This window comes from Aeromonas sp. S5(2024) (genome assembly GCF_041403025.1).
Classification (GTDB): Bacteria; Pseudomonadota; Gammaproteobacteria; order Enterobacterales; family Aeromonadaceae; genus Aeromonas; species Aeromonas hydrophila.
Genome location: NZ_JBGLRI010000001.1, coordinates 668,830 through 689,586, shown reverse-complemented (window position 1 = coordinate 689,586; position 20,757 = coordinate 668,830). Strand labels below are relative to the sequence as shown.

The 20,757-nt window shown below is 61.7% G+C and carries 18 protein-coding genes; 5 read left to right on the top strand and 13 right to left on the bottom strand.

Annotated elements, in window-relative coordinates; translation table 11 throughout:
* Window positions 1-25: 25 nt before the first annotated feature.
* From ACB032_RS03115 to ACB032_RS03105, 3 genes are all read left to right on the top strand, one after another.
* Window positions 26-772 carry a DNA-binding transcriptional regulator YciT gene (locus tag ACB032_RS03115; RefSeq protein ID WP_011706659.1) on the top strand — a complete coding sequence of 249 codons (747 nt, stop codon included), beginning with the start codon at window positions 26-28 and terminating at the stop codon, window positions 770-772.
* 127 nt (window positions 773-899) lie between these two features.
* Window positions 900-1,790 carry an EamA family transporter gene (locus tag ACB032_RS03110; RefSeq protein ID WP_118880848.1) on the top strand — a complete coding sequence of 297 codons (891 nt, stop codon included), beginning with the start codon at window positions 900-902 and terminating at the stop codon, window positions 1,788-1,790.
* 121 nt (window positions 1,791-1,911) lie between these two features.
* The gene (locus ACB032_RS03105) at window positions 1,912-3,762 is read left to right on the top strand and encodes an extracellular solute-binding protein (RefSeq protein ID WP_371137327.1); all 1,851 of its coding nucleotides are present in this window, start codon (window positions 1,912-1,914) and stop codon (window positions 3,760-3,762) included.
* Window positions 3,763-3,876: 114 nt separating this feature from the next.
* Here the strand turns inward: ACB032_RS03105 and ACB032_RS03100 are convergent, their stop codons facing one another.
* Complete coding sequence (locus tag ACB032_RS03100) at window positions 3,877-4,269, bottom strand: DUF2750 domain-containing protein (RefSeq protein WP_005302792.1); 393 nt, start codon at window positions 4,267-4,269, stop codon at window positions 3,877-3,879.
* Window positions 4,270-4,362: 93 nt separating this feature from the next.
* Window positions 4,363-4,920: a hypothetical protein gene (locus ACB032_RS03095; protein WP_371137326.1), complete on the bottom strand. Its 558-nt coding sequence runs from the start codon at window positions 4,918-4,920 to the stop codon at window positions 4,363-4,365.
* 250 nt (window positions 4,921-5,170) lie between these two features.
* On the opposite strand from ACB032_RS03095, the gene ACB032_RS03090 reads away from it, so the two are divergent.
* Window positions 5,171-5,419, top strand: coding sequence for a TIGR02647 family protein (locus ACB032_RS03090; RefSeq protein WP_011706664.1), 249 nt, complete (start codon window positions 5,171-5,173; stop codon window positions 5,417-5,419).
* Here the strand turns inward: ACB032_RS03090 and ACB032_RS03085 are convergent.
* The 7 genes from ACB032_RS03085 to ACB032_RS03055 form a co-directional block, all read right to left on the bottom strand.
* Window positions 5,406-5,711, bottom strand: a complete 306-nt coding sequence (locus ACB032_RS03085; RefSeq protein ID WP_371137389.1) for a hypothetical protein — start codon at window positions 5,709-5,711, stop codon at window positions 5,406-5,408. The genes ACB032_RS03090 and ACB032_RS03085 overlap by 14 nt on opposite strands.
* A gap of 120 nt (window positions 5,712-5,831) precedes the next feature.
* A complete protein-coding gene (locus tag ACB032_RS03080; protein ID WP_005331438.1) occupies window positions 5,832-6,041 on the bottom strand; it encodes a cold-shock protein in 210 nt (69 codons plus the stop codon).
* A gap of 204 nt (window positions 6,042-6,245) precedes the next feature.
* Window positions 6,246-7,346, bottom strand: coding sequence for a dihydrolipoamide acetyltransferase family protein (locus ACB032_RS03075; RefSeq protein WP_024944814.1), 1,101 nt, complete (start codon window positions 7,344-7,346; stop codon window positions 6,246-6,248).
* Entirely contained in the window at window positions 7,343-8,329 is a 987-nt protein-coding gene (locus ACB032_RS03070) for an alpha-ketoacid dehydrogenase subunit beta (protein WP_005302805.1), read from the bottom strand. The genes ACB032_RS03075 and ACB032_RS03070 overlap by 4 nt, the downstream gene beginning before the upstream one ends.
* Window positions 8,326-9,417, bottom strand: a complete 1,092-nt coding sequence (gene pdhA / locus ACB032_RS03065; RefSeq protein ID WP_017410400.1) for a pyruvate dehydrogenase (acetyl-transferring) E1 component subunit alpha — start codon at window positions 9,415-9,417, stop codon at window positions 8,326-8,328. The genes ACB032_RS03070 and pdhA overlap by 4 nt, the downstream gene beginning before the upstream one ends.
* A 281-nt stretch (window positions 9,418-9,698) precedes the next feature.
* Complete coding sequence (gene astE, locus ACB032_RS03060; protein WP_371137325.1) at window positions 9,699-10,724, bottom strand: succinylglutamate desuccinylase; 1,026 nt, start codon at window positions 10,722-10,724, stop codon at window positions 9,699-9,701.
* A gap of 275 nt (window positions 10,725-10,999) precedes the next feature.
* The gene (locus ACB032_RS03055; RefSeq protein ID WP_011706670.1) at window positions 11,000-11,209 is read right to left on the bottom strand and encodes a DUF1127 domain-containing protein; all 210 of its coding nucleotides are present in this window, start codon (window positions 11,207-11,209) and stop codon (window positions 11,000-11,002) included.
* 521 nt (window positions 11,210-11,730) lie between these two features.
* On the opposite strand from ACB032_RS03055, the gene ACB032_RS03050 reads away from it, so the two are divergent.
* On the top strand, window positions 11,731-12,624 hold the full coding sequence (locus ACB032_RS03050) for a DNA replication terminus site-binding protein (protein WP_323898927.1): 894 nt from the start codon (window positions 11,731-11,733) through the stop codon (window positions 12,622-12,624).
* A gap of 134 nt (window positions 12,625-12,758) precedes the next feature.
* On the opposite strand, the gene ACB032_RS03045 is transcribed toward ACB032_RS03050, so the two are convergent.
* From ACB032_RS03045 to ACB032_RS03030, 4 genes are all read right to left on the bottom strand, one after another.
* Window positions 12,759-16,601 carry a DEAD/DEAH box helicase gene (locus tag ACB032_RS03045; RefSeq protein WP_371137324.1) on the bottom strand — a complete coding sequence of 1,281 codons (3,843 nt, stop codon included), beginning with the start codon at window positions 16,599-16,601 and terminating at the stop codon, window positions 12,759-12,761.
* Between the two features lie 214 nt (window positions 16,602-16,815).
* Window positions 16,816-17,469, bottom strand: coding sequence for a YceH family protein (locus ACB032_RS03040; protein ID WP_016351342.1), 654 nt, complete (start codon window positions 17,467-17,469; stop codon window positions 16,816-16,818).
* A gap of 151 nt (window positions 17,470-17,620) precedes the next feature.
* The gene (locus tag ACB032_RS03035) at window positions 17,621-19,336 is read right to left on the bottom strand and encodes a Wzy polymerase domain-containing protein (RefSeq protein ID WP_371137323.1); all 1,716 of its coding nucleotides are present in this window, start codon (window positions 19,334-19,336) and stop codon (window positions 17,621-17,623) included.
* A 108-nt stretch (window positions 19,337-19,444) separates the two neighbouring features.
* Complete coding sequence (locus ACB032_RS03030; protein WP_371137322.1) at window positions 19,445-20,527, bottom strand: LPS O-antigen chain length determinant protein WzzB; 1,083 nt, start codon at window positions 20,525-20,527, stop codon at window positions 19,445-19,447.
* Window positions 20,528-20,757 lie beyond the last annotated feature (230 nt).

The following is a 20,757-nucleotide window of genomic DNA, read 5'->3' as shown; positions in this document are numbered from 1 at the left end:
ATCCACTGCCAGCCAGCGAGGCCCCATGAACCCACGCCACCAACTGATCCTCACCCTGGTCCATCAGGCCCGCAAGATGAGCGTGAGCGAGCTCTCCCAACGTACCGGGGTCTCGGAGGTGACGGTGCGCAACGACCTGACCGCGCTCGAAAAACAGGGGCTGCTCAAGCGGGTGCACGGCTCGGCCATGGCGCTGGAGAGCGACGATCCCGACGCCCGGATGAACATCAATTACCTGCTCAAGGAGCGCCTCGCCGAGCGAGCCGCCCAGCTGGTGGAGGATGGCGAGACGGTCTTTATCGAGGGGGGCAGCGCCAACGCCCTGCTGGCCCGCCATCTGGCCCTGCACAAGCGGGTCACCATCATCACCATCAGCAGCTACATCGCCCACCTGCTGCGCGACACCCAGGCCCAGGTGGTGCTGCTCGGCGGCCTGTTCCAGCATCAGAGCGAGAGCGTGGTGGGGCCGCTGACCCGGCTGTGCATCGAGCAGGTGCACTTCTCCAAGGCCTTCATCGGGGTTGACGGTTTTCATCCCGAGATGGGTTTCACCGGCCGCGACATGATGCGGGCCGACGTGGTCAACAGCGTGCTGGCCAAGGGGGTGACCAATGTGGTCATCACCGACAGCAGCAAGTTCGGCGCCATCCACCCGAGCCCGCTCGGCACGCCAGGCCAGATCGGCGTGCTGGTCACCGACGATGCCCTGCCCGCCCCCATGCGGGCCACCCTGGCCGCACGCGGCATCACAGTGCACTGCGTCGCCGCCTGAATCGCACCTTGCCCCCCGTTGCCGGGTTGCTCCCCCGCCTGGCGGCTTGACGGCGCCCACCGAGGCTGGGGTATGCTCGTCCTCTTTTGGCCTCTCCTGCCAGAGGCCACACACCGAAGGACGCCGCATGCACACCAAGGACAAGTTTCTGGCCGCTCTGGTCATCCTCTGCTGGGGGCTCAACTTCGTCGCCATCAAGTGGGGGCTGGAGGGCATTCCCCCGCTGCTGCTGGGGGCGCTGCGCTTCGTCGGGGTGGTCTTTCCCGCCATCTTGCTGGTCCCCAGACCCGCCATGCCGTGGCGCTGGTTGCTGGCCTATGGCGGAGCCATCAGTCTGGGCCAGTTCTCCTTTCTGTTCTGCGCCATGAAGTTCGGCATGCCGGCGGGCATGGCCTCGCTGGTGCTGCAATCCCAGGTGGTGTTCACCCTGCTGTTCGCCATGATCTGGCTGGGTGAGCGCTGGCAATCCCACCACTGGGTGGCCCTGCCGCTGGCGGGGGCCGGCCTCTATCTCATCGCCACCCATGGCGAAGGCAACCTGACCCTGCTCGGCTTCGTTCTGACCCTCTGCGCGGCCGCCTGCTGGGGGCTTGGCAACGTCATCAATCGCCAGATCGGGCTGCGCTACCAGACCACGCTGCCCAGCCTTATCGCTTGGGGCGGACTGGTGCCCATCCTTCCCTTCTTCGCGCTTTCCTGGTTGTTCGAGGGGCCCGAGCTGATGGCCAGCAGCCTGCTCAACATCAGCTGGCAGGGGTTCCTGTGCGTGCTCTATCTCTCCTTTGTCGCCACCTGGCTCGGCTACGGCCTGTGGGGACGGCTGCTGATGCGCTACCCGGTGGCGCAGGTGGCCCCTCTCTCCCTGCTGGTGCCCTGCGTCGGCATGGTGGCAGCGGCCCTGCTGCTGGATGAGCACCCCACCCCCTTGCAGTGGCTGGGCTCGGCCCTGGTGCTGCTGGGATTCGTGGTGCATCTGCTGGGCGGCCGGCTGCGCTGGTTCAAGCCGCAGACCACCTGACCCTTATTTGCCCGCCGCCATTGACCAGGGCGGGGAAACTTTCCATGATGAGCCAGCCCCCATCGGGGCTGGAGCCACCAGCAAGTGGCCTGCAGGACGCAGCCATCAGGAGAGCAAGGACATGCCATCGACCTTCACCACCAGCCCCCGCATCATCCCGCGCCTTCTGCGCACCACTGCCATTGCCCTGACCCTCTGTCTGAGCCACTACGGCTGGAGCGCCACCCTGCCGACCGATCTGACGTGGGAGCGCAACAACGCGGATCCGGCTTTCGCGGATCCGGCCGCCAAGCGGGGCGGTACCTTTCGCGGCTTCATGACCAGTTTTCCGCTGACCCTGCGGGTGTACGGCCCGGACTCCAACGGCGGCTTCGCCGGCTATATGCGGGAGACCAACCTGCCGCTCCTGAGCACCCATCCCGTCACCGGCAATCCCATGCCGATGCAGGCCAACGAATGGGCCTTCGGGCCTGACCACAAGACCCTCTATCTGCGCATCAATCCCAAGGCACGCTGGTCGGACGGCCAACCGGTCACCGCCGATGACTGGCTGTTCACCCTCAAGCTGCTGCGCAGCAAGGAGATCAATGACCCTTGGTACAACAACTACTACAGCACCCAGATAAGCGAGGTGACCAAGTTTGATGACCACACCCTGGCCATCTCCAGCGGCACGGCCAAGAGTCGCCAGGATCTGCTGGAATCCCTGCCCTTCAGCCCGGCCCCCAGCCACGCCATCAAGATCACCGCAGACTGGGTCAAGGTGTACAACTGGAAGCTGCTGCCGGTGACCGGCCCCTATCAGCTTGGCGAGGTGAAGAAGGGCAAGTCGGTCACCTTCGAGCGGGTCAAGGATTGGTGGGGCAATGACGAGCGCTACTTCCAGCACCGTTTCAACCCGGACAGGATCGAGCTCAAGGTGCTCAGGGATCAGAACATCGCCTGGCAGCACTTCCTGCGCGGCGAGCTCGATACCTTCCCGCTGGTGATGCCAAACTGGTGGCACGACAAGAGCAAAACGCCGGAGTTCGCCAAGGGCTATATCGAGCGACTCTGGTTCTACAACCAGACCCCCCAGCCCCCAACGGGGCTCTATCTCAACACCGCCGATCCGCTGCTGAGCAATCTCGATGTGCGGCTCGGCATCCAGCACGCCCTCAATCTCGACAAGATGCTCACCACCCTGCTGCGGGGGGATTACCAGCGCCTCAACAGCTACGGCTCCGGCCAGGGGGAGTTCACCAACACGGATCTCAAGGCCCGCCCGTTTGATCCCGAGCTGGCGCGCCACTACTTCGCCAAGGCCGGTTTCACCAAACCCGGCCCCGACGGCACCCTGCAAAACAGCCAGGGCCAGCCGCTGACCCTGGCCATCACCTACACCACGGCGGAGCACGCCCAGCGCCTCACCCTGCTGCGCGAAGAGGCCAAGAAGGCGGGGCTCAACCTCGAGCTCAACCTGATGGATGCCTCGGCCGGCTTCAAGTCGATGCTGGAGAAAAAACACCAGAGCGCCTGGATGGCCTGGTCAGGCAGCCGTTATCCCGCCTATTGGGAGTTCTTCCACAAGATCAATGCCAACAAACCGCAGACCAACAACATCATGAACATCGATGACGACACCATCACGGCCCTGGTGGAGCAGTACGACAAGGAGTTCGACTTCGCCAAAAAAGCGGCGCTGTCGCGCCAGATCCAGCAGCGGCTCTATGAGCTGGCCAGCTTTGTGCCCGCCTACCAGGTGCCCTACACCCGGGAGGGGGCCTGGCGCTGGATAAAACTGCCCAAGCTGCCGGCTACGCCCAAGAGCGAGTTACTCTACTGGCCGCTGGACGGCAGCAACAGCGGCTACAGCTACGGTGGCCTGTTCTGGATTGATGAAGAGGCCAAGATGCAGACCCAGGCCGCCATCAAGGCGGATCAGACCTTCCCGGCCGTCACCCGGGTTGATACCACCTATCAGCAGAAATAGGGGCCTGTGCAGCCTGCCTCTTTGCCAAGATTGGCCTAGGCCACCAACAAAAAGACCCCGCACAGTGGCGGGGTCTTTTTTGCAACCGGGGTTGCCAACGTGAAGCAGAGGCGATTAACCGCGCTTGGCCTGCTTCTGGGCAATGGCGTCGGCCACGTCGGCCGGCTCCAGCACGATACCTTCCTGATCCGGGGTCGGGAACACTGCAACGCAGAGTTCATCCTGCTCCATGCCGTCGATCCAGCGCTCCAGCCACACCTTGAGGGTGATGGACTGCGGCTTGCAGTCAGCCCACTCCCCTTCGGCCCACGCCTTGGCGTATTCCGGGTGCGGCCATACCGGGATGCAGTCTTCATCGTCGGTGGTCAACATCATGACGCCGTGCTCGTCGGTCAGAACGAACAGCTCTTCGTGCTCGACCAGCTTGCTGATGAAGTGATCAAAGCGGTAGTCCGCGTTCAGTTGCAGCGCTGCATTGCGCTCGGTGTCGCTCAGTTCATAGCTCATCGGTCAAGTCTCTTGTGCAATAAAGGGCGCCATGTTCACATCTTGCCGGCGCCTTGTCCAGTATGAGAGATCGGTCACCGATTTTTCGCGATCTCATCCCAGCTCGGGGGTCACCAGAGTGATCTCCGCCATCTCGCTGAAACGCTGGCGCAGCCAGTAGGCGGACTCCACCTCGACGAAGCAGAGCTGCTCCCGTCCGGCCAGGGCAGCGGCCATGATCTGCTCGAAACGGGCCTGTTGTTGCGCTTGCCAGGCGGCGGCCAGCTTGCCGCCATGGGCCTCATCCACCACCTCACGGCGCAACTCGAACAGGTTGTCGGTGATCGGGCTGTTGATCTTGGCCGGGCTGTGCCAATACATCAGCAAATTGTTCATCATCTCGCTGTCGTAATTGGCCAGCGCATCCAACTCGGGCGTCGCACCCTCTTCACCGGTGGCAAACTCACACCAGGCCGCCGTCAGCGGGGCCAGGGTCTGGGCGGCGCCCCCCTTGCCATGCTGACGCAGGGCGGCGACATCCGCTCCCTTGCAGGCCGGCAGCCAGACATCGCCCTGATGCTGCTCGAGCAGGGGCAACAACAGGGAGGCGGGATAAACGGGGAAACGCGTCCCCAGTGTGTGCAGCAGTGATACCAGTGTGATCTTGACCATGGAATACGCCTTGAACCGAAGGCCGATACGCAGTGTTCGGCCAGAAAGACAAAGGAGGCTCCTATCCTATCATGTTTGGCATGGCAGGGGCGGACTCAACTACGCCTCCAAAAAGCACTGGCAGGACGACCAAAAAAGCAGCGTCTGAGCACGCATGGCAAGGAGAAAGCCCAATAGTTTGAGCCAGCGCCCACTAAAGTGGATCCGGGAATGCTAGTTTGCATACATCTTTAGCGTAAGGAGTGCATTCATGATCGGGATCGACCAGGTTTCTAACGAGTTTGTAAACGATTTGAAAATACTGGCATGTTTTGATCCGGCCAACATGAGCCTGGGGATCAAGTTGCGCAGCGACATGTCCGACGAACTCTGCCAGGCAGCATCACGCCTGCATCAGCAGGGGCTCATCAGCGCGGAAGATGGTGGCTATCTGACGCCATTCGGCATGACCATGGTCGAGCACCTGCAGCACCTGCTGGTCGCACTCAAACCGCTTTGATCGCTTTGGGAGCCCACAGCGAAAAGTTGAGCAGCTCCCAGCGTTTCCCCTGACGCAGCAGACAGGCAAACAGCAAAGGACCTTCGGGTCCTTTTACTTTGCCATCGACCATCCACTCCCCCACCCGTTTTGGCAATGGTTGAGCCTTGATCTCGTCGGGCAGGGAGCCGCCGCCCACGCGCACCTCGACAAATTGCTGGCATACGGCTTTTGCCTCGGCCTCAACAGTATCCTCCCCCTGTACATCGGCAGAGGTGATCAGCGTGGCGACGAGCAGAAGAGATGGCAGCATAGTGGAGGCAACGAGAGAGTAGGAAGTAGCATCATCACTCCCCACAGATGAGAGTGAAGCGTCCATAAACAAAAAGCCGTGGAACCAGAGGCACCACGGCTTTCTTAAATTCTGTAAGAATTACAGAGCAGTTACGTTCTCAGCCTGCGGGCCTTTCTGACCTTGGGTCACAGAGAACTGTACGCGCTGACCTTCAGCCAGGGTACGGAAGCCGTTACCGCTGATAGCGCTGAAGTGAACGAAAACGTCCGGGCCGTTTTCTTGCTGGATGAAGCCAAAACCTTTGGTTTCGTTGAAAAACTTAACGGTACCGGTGATCATGTTAGACATATCTTTAAACCTGTATTCAAAATAATTACTTATGCTTTTCAGCGGATAAAGCTCAAAAAACGGGATTAACTTATGAACAACAGGAAAAGATGTAAAACATCATATTCATTGACATAACTATCGCCCTTTCAAGCTGGTTTAGATTATACGTGGCTTTGGGGATTACGCAAACAATTTGTGCCCTGCCACGGCAGGGCACACATGTCACAATGAGGGGGCTTCCAGCGCCTGTACCAAGGCCTTAAGGAAGCGTGCCGCCTCACCGCCGGTGCAGGCTCTGTGGTCGAATGTCATCGACAACGGCAGTGCTCTGACCGGGCGTGCCTCCCCGTGGATGAACACGACTTTCTCGAACAATTTGCCCGCTCCTATGATGGCCACCTGAGGTGGCGTCACGATCGGGCTGGCATAGCGCCCCGCGATGGCGCCGAAGTTGGTGAGGGTGATGGTCGCCCCCTGCAACATCTCGCGCGGCACCGCGCGCGCCTTCACGTCGGCAATCATTCGATCCAGCCCTTGGCGCAGGTCGGCCCCTTCCCGCTCGGCCACATTTTCCATTACCGGCACATAGAGCCCGTGCTTGGAATCCACCGCAATGGCCACATTGACCTCTCTGAACAGCCGCCTTGACAAGGTGTCGCCGTCAAACCAGGCATTCATGGAGGGTTCGGCCCGACAAGCCACGCCGATGGCCTTGATGAGGCGCACCGTGACGTCTTCATCGGGGCGCCAGTGACGCAAGTCCACCTCGTCGGTGATGCTGACCGGCACTACCGTTTTGTGGGACAACTCCATCGCCTTGGCCATGGCCCGGCGCGAGCCCTTGAGGAACTCGTTGCCACTGCTCTGCTGGGCCTCGAATGCCTGCTGCACATCCTGTTCGGTCACCATGCCGGCACTGCCGCTACCCTTGAGCCGCTCGATATCCAGCCCCAGTTTCTGGGCCAGCAGGCGCACGGCCGGCATGGCCTGCACCAGGGCACCGCCGGGGGCGATGGCCCCCACCACGAAGTGATCCTCGATGTGCTGCTGATGGGCATTGACCTTGCCGACGACAGTGCCGTCATCCTCCCCGCCTTCAAACTCCACCAGCGGTGCGCCGATGTGCAGGATGTCCCCCTCGGCACCACACAACCTGGCGATGACCCCCGCCACTGGCGAAGGTACATCCACCAGCGCCTTGGCCGTCTCTACTGACAACAACACCTGGTCGACGCTCACGGTATCGCCGGCGCTGACCTTCCATTCGACGATCTCGGCTTCGGCCAAGCCTTCACCCAGATCCGGTAATTTGAAAAATTTCATAGCCACTGGTTCTCCATCAGCTGATGAGCCGCATCGGCAATGTCCTGCTCGGTGATGAGGTAATACTCTTCGTTGCGGTAATAGGGGACGGCGGCGTCCACCCCGGTGAGCCGTCTGGGCGGTGCCTTGAGAGAGGTCAGCGCCTCCTCGGTGACCCGCGCCACGATTTCGGCACCGACCCCGAAACTGCCGCACGCTTCGTGCACCACCAGCAGGCGGCCGGTCTTGCGTACCGACGCCAGGATGCTCTCCATGTCCAGCGGCTTGATGGTGGCAAGATCCAGCACTTCACACTGAATGTCCTGCTCCGCCAGCAGATTCGCGGCCCGCATCACCTCCTGGATGCAGGCTCCCCAGGCAACGACCGTGAGGTCACGGCCGGGACGCAGGGTAAAGCAGACATCCAGCGGCAACCCGATGCCGTCATCCACCACGTCGGATTTCATCGAGCGATAGATGCGATCTGGCTCGAAGAACATCACGGGATCCGGGTCGCGAATGGCCGACAACAGCAGGCCATAGGCCCGTTTCGGGCTGGAGGGGATCACCACCCGCAGCCCGGGAATGTGGGCGAACAGGGCTTCCACGCTCTCGCTGTGGTGTTCGGGGGAGTGAATGCCGGCGCCGTAGGGGGAGCGGTAGACGATGGGGCAGGTGATGCGGCCCCGGGTGCGGTTGCGCATCCGCGCCGCCTGACAGATAATCTGCTCCATGCCCGGGAAGATAAAGCCCTGAAACTGGAATTCAGCCACGGGCTTGAGCCCCTGGGTCGCCATCCCGACTGCGACCCCGGCGATCAGCCCTTCGGCCAGCGGGGTGTCGATCACCCGCTTGAAGCCGAACTTGTCGCGCAGGCCCACGGTGGCGCGAAACACCCCGCCGTTGACCCCCACATCCTCGCCGAGCACCACCACGTCCGGGTCCCGCTCCATCTCGTGATGCAACGCCAGATTGACGGCCTCGAGCAACGTCATATCACTCATGCTTCCTCCCCGCTGTGCTGCTGCATGCCCTTGGCGATGATGCGCTGGCGCTGCGTGCGGTAATCCTTTGGCAACTCGGCAAACTGGTAGTCGAGCAGGGTTTCCGGGGCCTGCGCCGCCGTGTTTTCATACACGGCCACGGCGCGCTCGACCTCGCGGGCCGCCTCGGCCAGCAATGCCTGCTCCTGCTGCTCGTCCCACCAGCCCTGCTCAAACATGAACTGACGCAGCCGCTTGACCGGCTCCTTGGCCCAGGCGGCTTCCACTTCGGCCGCTTCCCGATAACGGGTCGCATCGTCGGCCGTGGTGTGATCCCCCAGCCGATAGCTGACCGCCTCGATCAGGGTCGGTCCCTTGCCGCTGCGGGCGCGCTCGACGGCGCTGCGGGTGGCCTCATAGACGGCGACTACGTCGTTGCCGTCCACCTGAATGCTGCGCACACCGGCCCCTATGCCTTTCTGGGCCAGGGTGGGAGCGCTCGACTGCAGCTTGCGCGGCACCGAGATGGCCCACTGGTTGTTGTTGATGATCATCACCATGGGCAGGTGCCAGACGCCGGCACAGTTGAGCCCCTCCAGGAAATCCCCCTTGGAGGTGCCGCCATCGCCGATGGTCACCACAGCGACCCTGGGTTGATTGCGCAGTTTGAAGGCCGCGGCGATGCCGGCGGCATGGGTGATCTGGGTGGCGATGGGCACGCAGATGGGCAGGTCCTCGGAGAGTTCGCCATCCGCCTTGTAAAAGACGCTGCCACGCTCGTCCCCGCCCCAGTACTGCAGGTTTTTCTCCATGGGCACGCCCCGAACATAGAGAGTGGGCATGTCCCGGTAGTAGGGCACATAGACATCCTGCGGCTGCATGGCGAGCCCGACTCCAATCCCGACCGCCTCGGCGCCCAGGTGGGAGGGAAACGTACCAAGCTTGCCGGTTCGCTGTAGCGCGATCGCTTTCTTGTCATAGCTGCGCACCATCACCATGTTGCGGTAGAAGGTGTGCAGTATCGCCTTGTCCAGCCAGGTCGGTAGTGTAGCGACCGGGCGCCCTTCCTCATCGAGGTAACGAAGGAAAGGGATGTCGACATGGGTCATAACTGGCTCCTTGCCGTTGTCAACGTCACCACCATGAGGTGACCCTTTGAATGTAAATAGATTGTTAACCAAAGGGCAATGGGATTTAGCCAGGTAAGACCAGTAGAAACTTCTTTAATTTCAGAAAGAAGCTGGATTTTTCGGCTGAGAGGAAACGAAACAGGGAGCCGCATCGGGCTCCCTGTGAGGATGGGGACGGGATCGCTCAAGGCTCCCGAAAAGGGCTGCACGCCCTGCAATGCCGGTGGCAGCCTGCCATTGCCATAAGAAGTGGCGCCGGGTTACTCCCACAGCCGGGTCGGCACCACCAGCAACACGGTACGCTGGCCGATGGCCACGTTGGCGTTGGGGAACACCACTGCCTCCCGCGGTTTCTCTACCGTGTAGCGCAGCTCGCCATCCTCGGCCAGCACGAAACCCTGGGGAAATTCGGTGAAATTGTCCACATCGCTGGCAAACAGGAAACGAAACTGCTCCGAGCGCTTGTTGATCACCCGGTCGATGGCAAAGATGGTGAAGTCATCCGCCCGCCAGGGCTCCAGCACCACCTCGTCCCGGGTCACCAGATCCTGCAGCGCCTGCCGGGTTTCGATGAAACGGGTCATGTCGTTCTCGCCAAACGGGCGCACCTTGCCCAGCTCCACCGTGAAGGCGTGAGCACCGTGGCGGTGGGAGCTGTAATAGCTGAAGGTGGTGGTGGGGCCGCTGGAGAGCAGAATGGTGCGCACGCCGCAGGCACCGAGAAACTGCACCTGCTCCTTGCAATGGGGCCGCTCGTGGGGGAAAGGATAGACGGCAAACTTCTCGTGACGCGAGCCGCGAATGGCGGTGTGCAGGTCGTAGTGGTAGCGCGGTCTGGCCGGATCGGCAAAGAAGCGGCTCACATACTGCTCGAGGCGCATGGCGCGGATCCGCTCCTGATTGCACAGCCCCTCCCCCTTGCTGTGAGCGCCGGAGAAGAGCCGGTTCATGTTCTCCTCCACTTCGCGCACGCCCAGGTTCATGGCCGCCGGGTTGCCGAACAGGAACAGCACCCGGTGACGGGCCCTGAGCTCGCCACTGAGCAGGCGGCTCAGCAGCTGGTTGCAGATCTCGATGGGGGCCGTCTCGTTGCCGTGGATGCCGCAGGAGAGCACGATATCCTTGCGCCCACCCGGCAGGCCGCCGGCACCGCTGGCAGGCTCCAGGCAGAGCACCCCCGTATCCCACACACTCGCACGAGCACCATCCGGCAGATCAAACAAGAACGGCTCAAGCTGCCACTCGTGGCGGCGAGTCAGGGCCAAAAAGTCATGCTGGGGAATCATCCATCTCACCCTTTTGTCAGGAACGCTTGGCCGGATTATACGCAAGGCCCTCGGGCTTAAAATCAATTTTTAAACAAATTCAAACAGTAATGTTACAAGTGTGAAAGGGAGGAACAGCACGAGGGAACAAAAGGGGTCGGCTACAGGCCGTGAGAGAGGGAAACGGGTACAACGCAGAGAGCGGGCCCAGGCAAACGGGGCCATATATCACGCCATGGCAGCGCTGGCTGGCAACAGTGAGTCAGCAGTAAAACGAGGCATCCTTGCCCGGCAGATCAACCACGCCAGAACGGCTTGGTGGTCTCTTGATAACGATCGGCTTCGTTCAGACCGATGTCCTTGAGCAGGTACTCGGGCAGCTCGGAGAGCTGGCGACGGCTGCGGCTGCGTTCCAGCCAGGTCAGTACGGTCATTTTGACGCGAGCAGCCAGATTCAGTTGGCTGGAATGCTGGTAACCGGCTTCGGTATAAGTCATGTTGGCCATGATGTGGCTCCTCTTTACGATGTCTGCGCGGGGTGCGAATTTGTTGCGCAAAGCTTAGTCAGGGGGGGTAGCCGACTCAATTGACGAATTTTGATAGCAGACATTATTAAAACTAATGGTTGATGTCGTCATGAGCATGAACATAACACATTGATTAATAACAACTTAATCGTCTTTTCGCCTGTACAGAATACCCTGCAGCATATTCTCCTGCATGGATCCCTTCTAACTATGCAGTTTCCTCTACTGGCTATGCATTCACTGTGGGCACAAGCAAGGTGGGCAACCTGGCCTTTACATTCAGTTGTTAACCAAGTGATCTTTTATTGATCCTTTATTAACAGCTAGATACAAAGACGTCACCTTCGAATGACTCCGATCTTTTGTCCCTCTCCAACTCCCCGGAACGCAGGCACTTGGCACCCATGCCGCAGGCTGATATGGTTATTTATACAGTGCTTTCACTGCCCTACGTTCAGCCCGTTCACCAGGACTGACAGAGGCAAACACAGGACATGCCGATGGAGACATTTACCCCCACAGCCGCCTTGCGCCAGCAGATGGAGCGGCTTGAACAGGCGCTGGACAGCCTGGCCGCGCAGTTGGAACAGCTTGAGTTGCTGGAGGCCCACGTCTATCCCCTGCCCGCCGTACCGCAAGGGCAGGAGCATGAGCCCATCGAGCAGATCGAGGTGGGCTATCTGGGCGAGGAGGCCGCACTGACCGCGACCCTCAGCGCCTATCGGGATCACAGCGCCCGCGCCGGCTGCTCCACCAAGGCCACCCACCGCCTGCCGGGCTGGCTGCGCTTTCCTGCCGCCTGTGCGCCCCTGCTGCGACCGCTGATCGACGAGGTCAACGGGTGCAAGCTCGCCTTCAAGGCACTGGTGCAGCAGGCGGGCGGGCGGGATGAGAAGTTCGAGCTGGTGCACAGGGCGCTGCCCGGGGTCATTACCCTGCAGGTCTATCGCAAGCTGACTTGGCTTGAGGGAGAGCTGCACTCGCTCGGCTTCACCTGGGCTGACAAGCAGAGCATCAGTCGGCTCAGCCGGGAGCAGGTGCTGGAGATGCTGGAGCGCAGCCGCCGTTATATTCCGGCGCTGTCGAACAATGAGGAGTGGAGCAAGATGGTGGATCAGGAGGTGTACGACATCCGCCGTCTGCCTGCGGACGCAGAGCTCAGGATCCGCCGGCCGGTCAAGACCCACCCGATGATCAACCTGCTCTGGCAGGACCGGGAGCCTCGCAAGCAGCAGCTCAAGGCGAGCCTGCCCCTGCTGCTCTGCTCGGACACCCAGCCCGCCGTCACCCACCTTGGCCACTACCCGCCCAAGCTGCGCCAGGCCCGGCGGGATCGCAAAATTGGCGGCGAGCCCATCATAGAGCGGCTGCATCTCTACCTCTATCAGGGATAACCGGCACGAGCGGTTGTGCGGCCTCGCCAAGGCGTCACGTGCGCCAAACGGCAAGCCAAACAGCACGTACCAAACAACAAGGGGAGCATCACTGGATGCTCCCCTTGTCTGTAGCCCGAGTCAGCTGATCGCGGTCAGCTCATCAGCAGGGCCCGCAGGCTCTCCACATCCAGCCCGCGCACTTCCGACTGGCCGCTCAGCAGGCCGTCGGCCAGCGCCCGCTTCTCATCGTGCAGGGCGACGATCTTCTCCTCCACCGTCTGCTCGCACACCAGGCGATAGACGGTCACCGGCTGGGTCTGCCCCATGCGGTGGGCCCGATCGCTCGCCTGATCTTCCACCGCCGGATTCCACCAGGGATCCAGGTGCAACACGGTATCGGCCTGGGTGAGGTTGAGGCCTGTGCCCCCCGCCTTGAGGCTGATCAGAAACAGCGGCACCGCCTCGTGGCGAAAACGCAGGATGGACTCCTGCCGTGACTTGGCCGAGCAGCCGCCATCCAGATAGCAGTAGTCCCACTGCTGCTGCTCGATGCGGGCCCGCAACAGGCTCAGCAGATCGACGAACTGGCTGAACACCAGCACCCGATGACCATTGCCGATGGCCTCCTCCAGCAGCGCCATCGCCTCGTCCAGCTTGCTGCTGGCCTGGGACCACTCCGGCATCACCAGCTGGGGCGAGCAGCAGAGCCGGCGCAGCCGGGTCAGCCCGCTCAGCACGTGCATCAGGGCGCGGCCGTCGGCACTTTGTACCTGCTGCACCACTTCGCGCCGGGTTGCCTCGTAGAGCTGACGCTCTTCGGGGGAGAGGCTGATGTGATGAATGATCTCGGTCTTGTCCGGCAGCTCGGTCAGCACCTGCTGCTTGAGCCGGCGCAGGATGAAGGGGCTGATCACCGCCCGCAGCAGGGCCATGTGCTGGGGATCCTTCACCGCCTTGCCGAAGCGGCGCTTGAACTCGCCCAGGCTGCCGAGCAGACCGGGGTTGATGAAGGTGAACAGGCTCCACAGCTCCCCCAGGTGGTTCTCGATGGGCGTGCCGGAGAGGGCAAGCCGAAAATCGCCGTCCAGCTGGAACAGCAGCTTGGCCCGCTGGGTACCGGCATTTTTGATCTGCTGCGCCTCATCCAGCACCATGGAGGACCAGCGGCGGGCCTTGAGCGCCTCCGCCAGACTGCCGAGCATGCCGTAGTTGAGCAGGATGATCTGGCCCGCCTTGGCTTCGCGGATCATCCCTTCCCGCTCGGACGGGTTGTCGAACACCACCACCTCCAGCTCGGGAGCAAAGCGCGCGACCTCCTCCTGCCAGTTGGTGACCACTGACTTGGGTACCACCACCAGCGCCGGGCCCAGATGCTGGCGCATGCGCAGCACGATGAGCGCCTGCAGCGTCTTGCCAAGGCCCATGTCGTCGGCCAGACAGGCGCCAAAGCCATGGTGGGCCAGGGTCGCCAGCCAGCGTACCCCCTCCTTCTGATAATCACGCAGCGGCCCCATCAGCTCGGCCGGGCACTCCACCTCCTGCTGCCACTCCTGTTGCAGGGAGTGCCAGGCGGCATCTCCCTCGGTGGTGATGACGGAGAGCAGGCGGGTCAGCGGGTAGGCCAGCTTGTGATTGATGCGCTGCTCTTCGTCGAGCATGGCGCCCAGCATGGTGAGCCGCTCCACCAGTTTGTCGCTCAACATCAGGCTGGTCTTCTCGTCCAGCTGAACGGTGCGCTGACCCGGGGTCAGCTGGCGCAGGATGAGGCGCAGGTCGAGGATCTGGTGCTCATCAAGCGAGAGCGCCCCCTCCACCTGGAACCAATCCTGGCGCCGCTCGATCCGCAGGCTCAGGGCGGCTTCATCGAGGCTCTTCAGACGTGCGCTGTCCTGATGCCAGTGAATGACCACGCCGGCATCCACCAGCTCCGGCAGGGCGTTGACCAGCGCCAGTGCCTGCTCTCCCTCGAGGCGCCACTCGCTGCCGGGCAACTCGATGGGCAACTGGTTGCGCAGCCGCTGGGCCTCGCCCTTCTCGGCCGCCAGGTCCCGCTGCCAGTAGTGATAATCCTTGATCCCCTGGCGCACGATGGCCTCGCCCTTGCCAAGGGGCTGCGGCGGCAAGTCATCGAACCGGGTCACCAGCCGGACCGCCAGCTGGCCATCCTGCCAGTCGAGCTGAACCGAGGCCACGCCGGGCCAGGGAGCCAGCTCGGCATTGCCGTGCAGGCCCGCCACCTGGCTGTGCCAGGGCAACCCCGCAATGGCGTCCAGGGTATGCTGCAGCTCCGCCAGCCCCTCGGCCGGCAGCAGCGGAATGGCCTCCAGCGCGGGCAGCCGGTCGAGCAGCGGCTGCGGGGTGAGGATGAGCTGCCACAGATCCTGCGCCAGCGGCAGTATGTGAGCCCCTCGCGCCGCGGCAGCCGGGCTCAGCACGGCGCTCATGCCCTGCTCAGTGGCCACTATCTGCAGCAAGGGTGCCGTGATGGCCAGCTGCAGCTTCTGCCCTCTGGCATTGAACAGGCGGGAATGGTTGGCAAGCGGGGCCCACACCTCGCGCGGCAATCGCCCCAGCGTGCGTGGCAGCGTGCGAACCAGCGCCCAGTCCTCCTCGTCGAGCAGGTTGGCGTACTGGGTGGAGAGCAGGGTGGGATCGACCCGGCGACCGGCAGTCCACTCTCCCTTGGTGCTCTGTTTCTGGATCTTGCACTCGAGTTCGGGCCCTTCCGCATGCAGCAGCCAGACCAGCCGCTCCTGCGGCTTGCGCACGCCGCTGGCGCGTCCCAGCCCCTGCAGCCAGTTGAGCCAGCTGGCGGAGGCGGGCGTCTTGTCCTCGGTGTCTTGCTCGTCGACCTCCTGCTCGCCGCTGGCGGCGCGCAGTTGCTGCAGCGGCGGCTGCTGCGCCCCCTGCCCCAGCAACAGCCGCAGCAGATCCTGACAGAAGGCCATCAACCGGTGGCGGGGCGCAGCCTCCAGCACGTGGGAGAGATCCCATTTGTGCAGGATGGCCACCTGGGGGCTCTGCTCCCCATGCCGGGCAAGGGCGCAGAGATCGAGCCAGAGGTAGCCCCAGTGCAGCTCTTCCGGCGGCAATTGCAGGGTGTCGAACAGCCCGACCGCCTGGCCGTGGCGATCACCCGCCCACTGCCCCAGCAGATCCGCCAGCAGCGGAAACTGGTTGGCCAGGCTGCGCTGCCACTTCTTGCGCTGCTCGCTGGCGAGCACGGGATCGGTCTGCTGCAACCAGCCAAGCCAGAGCAAGGCACTGAAGGTCAGTGGCCACTTACCCTGCCCATCCTCTTGCCCTTCCTGCGCCTGCCAAGCCCCAAGCGCTGCCAGCAGCCGCTCGGCCAGGGGCTGCTCTCCCCCCTGCTCTGCCAGATGTTGCAGGGCGGGCCAGTGAGTGTTTGCTTTCCCGCTCAGCTCGCCACAGAGCCACTGCCACTCGGCCGCAAAGCCGTCGATCAGCCTGGCCAGCTCGGCGGCACACTCTCCGGCCGCCTGGGCCAGCGGCCACTGCTCATGGGGCTCGGCATCCAATAGCGTTTGCAGGGCGAAGTGCTGCAGCATCAGCCGCTGCCACTGGGGGCTCGAGCCTGCCAGCAACCGGTGGGCATCGGGCAGATCGAGCAGGCTCAGCAGATCGGCCGCCAGATAGTAAGCAGGCACTTGCCCGGCCTCTCCCAGACAGAGCTCACGCACCAGCGCCTGCGCCATCTCCTGGCCGGTGACCGATGGCACCCGCGCCCAGTTGGGCATGGGACAATCGCCGCGGCGCACCGCCAGGATCAACGCCAGGGTTCCCTCTGCCGTCAGACTCCACTGTTGTTCCCCACGCAGCCGCACCAGCCCCAGCAGTTGCAACTCACTCAACTTGTCGAGCAGGGCCTGCCCAAGCGGCAGCTGTTCTTGCAAATAGTGGGTACTGGCGGTGCGCTGCAACTGCAGCTCACCGAGCAGGGCATAACAATCTGAAGAGAGAGTGGACGCAGACATCGAGACTCACGGGCAGGTGCAAAAGCGGAATTTTAACGGGAAAGCGACGGCGGCTCGACCCTTAACGACGAAATAACGCAAAAAAGCTGCGGCATCCCCGTCAGGGGCGGGCTTGGGGCAAGGCGAGGCCATGGGGTTCACCGGATGGAGATGACAGAAAAAGCGCACAAAAAAAGGCGCCTGGGCGCCTCTTGATGCACATATTGCCAGCACGTCAGCCTTCCAGCTGCGCCAGACGCTCGGCCAACAGCTGCAGCTGCGCCTTGAGACTCTCGACCTCTTCCTCCAGCGCCGTCAGTCGATCCGCCGCGGGCGAGGCATAACTGCCGGCGGGGGCAACCTCGGCCAGCGCCTGCAGATCCACTTCGCCACTGAACAGGTGGGCGTAACGGGACTCCCGCTTGCCCGGCTCGCGTGGCAGCTTGACCACGTAGGGCCCCTGCTCGGCGAGCTTGGCCAATACGGCATCGACCTGGGTCACGTCGTCGAAGCTGCACAGGCGGTTGGTGCGCGAGCGCAGCTCTCCCGGCGTCTGCGGGCCACGCAGCAGCAGTTCGCAGATAATGCCGAGCTCTTGTGCCGTGAACTTAAGCTCGCCGAACTCGGTGTTGCAGAAGCGGTGCTGATAACGGGGAACCCGGGCATTGAAGCCGGCGGTATTGACCACCAGCCGCTTGCGGATCAGCTCATCCACCACGGCCCGGATGTCGAGCTCGGACAACTCCAGCACCGGCTCGCGGTTGCTCTTCTGGTTGCAGGCATTGACCAGCGCATTGAGAGAGAGGGGGTATTGATCCGGGGTGCAGATCTCTTTTTCGATCAGACAGCCGATCACGCGGGCCTCCAACGGGCCAAGCACTAACTCCATTTCATACTCCCTACTGAACAAGACGTTGAGGCCACCATCTTAGCCATGGCGCCTCTGCCGTCCAGCAGCGGCCGCCATTTTTGCGAGGCGATGGGGCAGTTGATGAAACATCGCGCAGCCTGTCGGCCCCACATGGCCTCGACAGCTGCTATCAGGCCGAGGGTTTGCGCTCCAGCGCCGTGGCCACGGAGGTGGCGGCCGAGCCGGTCAGCAAGGGATCACCCGGGTAGAGCGCCAGCGCCTCGCGGCGCAGTACCCGGGCCTCCTCTTTTCGTCCCAGCGCATCCAGCGCGATCACCATGTTGGCGTAGATGTTGGCTCTCGGGGTGTGACGCACAAACGCCTGGCCCCACTCGAGATATGCCTCCAGCTCTGCGTGATTGTTGGCCTGCAAGCCCACCATCAGCCGCACCGAGTTGACGTCAAACTCGACCCGGGTCAACCAGGCCATGGGATTGACGACATCGAGCAGCAGGGTCGGCTCCTTGTAGCCACCGCGCTCGTACTTGGTGACCACCCAGGCGGTATGAATGGCGGTCAGCATGAAGGGCACCACCAGCAGGGGAATGATGATGGCCACGAAGCGCAGCAACAACCAGGGGCGATAGACATACTCGCGCCAGCTGGCACGACCCGAAGCTTGCAGCTCCTCTTCCACTTCCGCATCCAGCACATACACCAGCAGCAGCAGGGCCCACCACAGGGCGATGGCGTGATAAAGCGGATACTCGGTCTGGGTGTGCAGCAGGATGGGGGTCACCAGCGCCAGCAGCGCCGCCCCCTTGACCCAACCGGCCTTGCTCACGCGCCACAACAGAGCGCCGCCCATCAGCACCATGCCGATCATGGGAGCCAGCCCCCCTTCCACCGCCCAGTAGAGGAATTCGTTGTGGGGGTGATCGAGGTTGTATTCAATCTGTACCATGGCCGGGTTCAGCGCCTTGTCGGCCATGTAGTGGTGCAAAAAGGTGGTTTCAAAGCTGCCGTAACCCCAGCCAACCCAGGGAGACTGGGCAATCAGCTTGGCGGCATAGGGCCAGTAGATGGAACGCATGCCGCCGGACTGATAGGCCTCCAGCCCGCGTTTGACACCGCTGATCCCGTACTGGGAGGCGATCCCCAGCCCGACACCGATTGCAACCACTCCCAGTACCTGCGCCAGCCGCCGCTGACGATGCAATGCGGGCACGAGCAGGAGCAGCGCCAGCAGCCCCCCCAACTGCCCCACCCGGGATTGCAGCGCAACCAGCAGCAGGCTGGCCGCCAGGATCACCCCATAGCGCAGCCCCTTGAGCCAGGGGTTGGCATTAGCGCGCAGCTCCTGCCAGCTGGCCAGCACAAGCCCGGTCGCCATGAAGGTCGCCATCACATTGGGTTGTTGAAAGATGCCGTAGGGGCGATTGGCGCGGGTGTCATACCCCAGCCAGTTACCCGGGATCAGCAGGTAGTACTGCACCAGGCCGAGCAGCGCCTCGATGGCCACCGCGCCCAGCAGCAGATAGAGCAGCCGGTCACGAGACGCCCGCACCAACTGCCACTGGTAGAGACAGAACAGAAACAGCAGACCGGCAAACAGCCCCAGCAAACGGGGAATCGCATAGTCTTTCAGGTCAAAGCCGGGATAGGCCATGGGTAGCAGCAGCAGCAACGCCCCCAGCCAGAGGCAGCCCTGCAAAGAGGAGAACACCAGCCGCTGCTGCAGCGTCACCTGCCACAGCCCTAGACCGATGACCAGGCTGGCGAAGATCCAGCCCCAGGCATTGAACGGCAGATAGAGCCCGGCACCACCGGGGTTGTGCATGAAAAAATGCATGCCCAGCAGCCAGTACAGAGCGCAGACGGCAGCAAAGAGACCCTTATTGCCCATCTTCCTTGATCCCCTTTATGTTGTTAAGCCCTGTTCATAAGTCAGCGACGTGACGAAAATACCGAAAAAAAGGGGGCCATAGCCCCCGTTACTTATTTCATTTGGTCATCATACCTGCTCTGGCCGGCGAAAAGCATGTCGCACTAGAACCACACCGACCCCCAGCATGCCACCGAGCAAGGTGGCCAACACCACGATCAGAGGACGCTTGGGTTTGTCGCGGCTAAGGGGCTCGCTTGGGGAGGCGGAGTAGGTAAAAGACTGGAATGATTGCTGCCCAAGCTTGACGGCCTTCAGACTGTTGAGTTGCAGACGTAAACCGCTCAAGACAGGATTCAGAAGTTCGAGATTCTTGATCTCCTTCAATACAATGAGTTTCTCGGCAAGGGCACGGGAACCCCATTCGATATTGAATCCATCACGCACATTGAGGTTCTCGACCGGGGTATCAATACCGGCTGCACGGCTGATGCGCAGACTATATTCTGTACGCTCAACGTCATCCTGCAACTGTGTCAGGGTATCGCTCTTGATGCTGTCATACTGGGACAACAGGATCTTGATCCGGTTTTGCCAGATGGTCTCCAGCGCCTTGCTCTTCGCTGCAATCTCCTGTTGCTGGATGAAAGCAATGTACTGTTCCAGCCGTTGTAGCGCATCAGCGGCCGTAGCAGCCCCAAAAGCAAGGGTGATATTGCCACTCGATGCATCCAACGCGGTCGCACTGATCCCGTCAACTATTTTCCTGAGCAGGGCACGTTTCCCTTTATCGTCAGCTATGCCGGATGCAGCTGCATCCATATCCAGATAGCCCTTTTCTATCAGAAACTGGCGTTTGTTATTAAAACTGTTGAAATTGCTAACGAAATCGCCATAAATAGCACCTTTGTCAAAGGGGCCAAACACGGCGGCAGGTATCTGAGCGTTAATCAGCTGATTGACACTGAGTTCAAGCGATTCCACTTCTTGCAGTGAAGGGGGTTTTATCTGGGCTTGGCTGACCCAGACCTGCGGGGCCAACAAAGCATAACCGATCCCGGCCACAGCAAATACTGCGGTGATCAGCAGGATCTGTATCTTCTGACGCCACAGCACCAGAAACAATTCATGTAAATCAATCTCATTACCAGAAGTGGCCTGCCAACCCTGCGGCAACTTCCTATCCAAGTCATCTAATTGCTGTTTGTTCATGTTGAGCTCTGAATATGAAAGACTTCCAGTAAAGACACATTACGATCACGGTCCTCCAGATCGCTAGTGTATTTTCTATCAGTTATGAAGTTATAGCCAGTCTCGGATCAAACTGGTTGGAGACATTTTTTTCAAGTGGAAGATATGACAGCCAATCTGTGCTCCTGTGCGCAGCGCTGCTCACTTTTAGAACAAAGACAATGTAAAATCAGGGGACATCATCGTTATCT